This window comes from Rhodopseudomonas sp. BR0G17, assembly GCF_010907025.1.
Classification (GTDB): Bacteria; Pseudomonadota; Alphaproteobacteria; order Rhizobiales; family Xanthobacteraceae; genus Rhodopseudomonas; species Rhodopseudomonas palustris_H.
On the sequence record NZ_QUML01000077.1, the window covers coordinates 1 to 2,917 of the forward strand.

Here is a 2,917-nt window from a genome sequence, read left to right on the forward strand (position 1 = left end):
ACGCGTATGGACGATCTTCTTCGTGAGTTTTTGACGGAGACCTTCGAGAGCCTGGACACGGTTGACAACCAGTTGGTCCGGTTTGAGCAGGAGCCGAACAACGCGAAGATATTGGACAATATTTTTCGTCTTGTTCACACCATCAAGGGGACGTGCGGGTTTCTAGGATTGCCGCGGCTTGAAGCGCTTGCGCATGCGGCCGAGACCCTGATGGGCAAATTCCGGGACGGGATGCCGGTGACGGGGGAGGCGGTGACGCTGATCCTGACCACGATCGACCGGATCAAGGACATTCTGACTCAGCTGGAGGCGACCCAGGCCGAGCCCGAGGGCGAGGACGGCGACCTGATCGGGGAGTTGGAGCGGCTGTCGATGCGCTCGCCGGAGGAGATCGCGGCCGAGCTCGGCGGCGCGGCGCCGGTGGACGTTGCCGAGGTTGCTGTGGCCGAAGTCGAAGCTGCTGCCGAAGCTGTTGCGGCCGACGCCAATTCGACCGAAGGCACCCTGGTGGCGCAGACGCTGGAGCGTCCGCTGCGGCCGGGTGAAGTGTCGCTGGACGAGCTGGAGCGCGCCTTCCGCGAGACCGAGATCGAGATGGCTTCCCCGCCGCTGCAGCCGGCCGTGAGCGAGGCTCCGGCGGCCGTGGCCGAGGTGGCTCAGCCTGAACCGAAGCCGGCCAAGCCCGCCAAACCCGCCGCCAAGCCGGCGGCGAAGAAGTCCGGCGGCGAAGGCGAGGGTGCGGCGGAAGGCGGTGCCGCCGGCGGCGTCGCCAATCAGTCGATCCGGGTCAACGTCGATACCCTCGAACACCTGATGACGATGGTGTCCGAGCTGGTGCTGACCCGTAACCAGCTGCTCGAGATCAGCCGCCGCCACGAGGACAACGAGTTCAAGGTGCCGCTGCAGCGGCTCTCCACCGTCACCGCCGAGCTGCAGGACGGGGTGATGAAGACCCGGATGCAGCCGATCGGCAACGCCTGGCAGAAGCTGCCGCGCATCGTCCGGGATCTGGCCGCCGAACTCGGCAAGCACATCGAGCTGGAGATGCACGGTGCCGACACCGAGCTCGACCGCCAGGTGCTCGACCTGATCAAGGACCCGCTCACCCACATGGTGCGCAACTCCGCCGACCACGGGCTTGAGAAGCCCGAGGATCGGGCGCGCGCCGGCAAGCCCGAGCAGGGCACCATCCGCCTGTCCGCCTATCACGAGGGCGGCCATATCGTGATCTGCATCGCCGACAACGGCCGCGGGCTGGACACCGAACGGATCAAGGCCAAGGCCTTGGCCAATGGTCTGGTCACCGAGGCCGAACTCGAGAAGATGACCGAGGCGCAGATCCACAAGTTCATCTTCGCGCCGGGCTTCTCGACCGCCGCCGCCGTCACCTCGGTGTCCGGCCGCGGCGTCGGCATGGACGTGGTGCGCACCAATATCGACCAGATCGGCGGCACCATCGAGGTGAAGTCGGTCGCGGGCGAAGGCTCGGCGATCACCATCAAGATCCCGCTGACGCTGGCGATCGTCTCGGCGCTGATCGTGGAGGCCGGCGGCGACCGGTTCGCGATCCCGCAGCTGGCGGTGGTCGAACTGGTGCGGGCGCGGGCCAACTCCGAGCACCGCATCGAGCGGATCAAGGACACGCCGGTCCTCAGACTGCGCGACAAGCTGCTGCCGCTGATCCATCTGAAGAAGCTGCTCGGCATCGACGAGGGCGCCAACAGCGAGCCGGAGAACGGCTTCATCGTGGTGACCCAGGTCGGCAGCCAGACCTTCGGCATCGTGGTCGACGGCGTGTTCCACACCGAAGAAATCGTCGTCAAGCCGATGTCGACCAAGCTGCGTCACATCGGGATGTTCTCGGGCAACACCATCCTGGGCGACGGCGCGGTGATCATGATCGTCGATCCGAACGGGATCGCGCAGGCGCTCGGCACCGCGGTGTCGGCGCAGCACGATATCTCCGACCAGGCGGCGGCGAGCCGCAACGCCTCGGCCGAACAGCTCACCTCGCTGCTCGTGTTCCGCGCCGGCTCGGCGCAGCCCAAGGCGGTGCCGCTGTCGCTGGTGACGCGCCTGGAAGAGATCGCCTCCGACAAGATCGAGAAGTCGAACGGCCGCTACATGGTGCAGTACCGCGACCAGCTGATGCCGCTGGTGCTGATGGAAGGCGTCGATGTGGCGACAAGCGGCGTGCAGCCGATCCTGGTGTTCGCCGACGAGGACCGGTCGATGGGCCTTGTGGTCGACGAGATCGTCGACATCGTCGAGGAGCATCTGCACATCCAGGTCGGCTCCAGCCGCGACGGCATTCTCGGCTCTGCGGTGATCAAGGGCCAGGCGACCGAAGTGATCGACGTCGCGCACTTCTTGCCGATGGCGTTCTCCGACTGGCTGGCGCGCAAGGAGATGCGGCAGACGATGACCACCCGCTCGGTGCTCTTGGTCGATGACAGTGCGTTCTTCCGCAACATGCTGGGTCCGGTGCTGAAGGCGGCGGGCTACAAGGTGCGGGTTGCGACCTCGGCGGTCGAGGGCCTCGCCGTGCTGCGCTCGGGTGCGCAGTTCGACGTGATCCTGACCGACATCGAGATGCCGGAGATGAACGGCTTCGAGTTCGCCGAGGCGATCCGCTCCGACACCAAGATGTCGAGCCTGCCGGTGATCGCGCTGAGCTCGCTGGTGTCGCCGGCGGCGATCGAGCGCGGCCGTCAGGCCGGTCTGACCGACTACATCGCCAAGTTCGACCGTCCCGGCCTGATCGCGGCGCTGAAGGAGCAGACCACGATGCATGCGACGCCCGAAGTGCTGGAGCAGGCGGCATGAGCGAGACCAGGAAGGACACCCCCGCGATGAGCCGCACCATCGACGCGATCAGCGGCAACACCACCCAGTTCGCCACCGCGATGATCGGCGG

General features: G+C 66.5%; 1 protein-coding gene. It reads left to right on the forward strand.

The window, feature by feature from the left end; translation table 11 throughout:
- The first annotated feature begins 6 nt into the window (after nucleotides 1-6).
- Entirely contained in the window at nucleotides 7-2,826 is a 2,820-nt protein-coding gene (locus DY467_RS25230) for a hybrid sensor histidine kinase/response regulator (RefSeq protein WP_164639774.1), read from the forward strand.
- The last annotated feature ends 91 nt before the right edge of the window (nucleotides 2,827-2,917 follow it).

Excerpts from the sequence above, each read along its gene's own strand:
- DY467_RS25230 (WP_164639774.1), top strand. The coding sequence starts at position 7 with ATGGACGATCTTCTTCGTGAGTTTTTGACGGAGACCTTCGAGAGCCTG.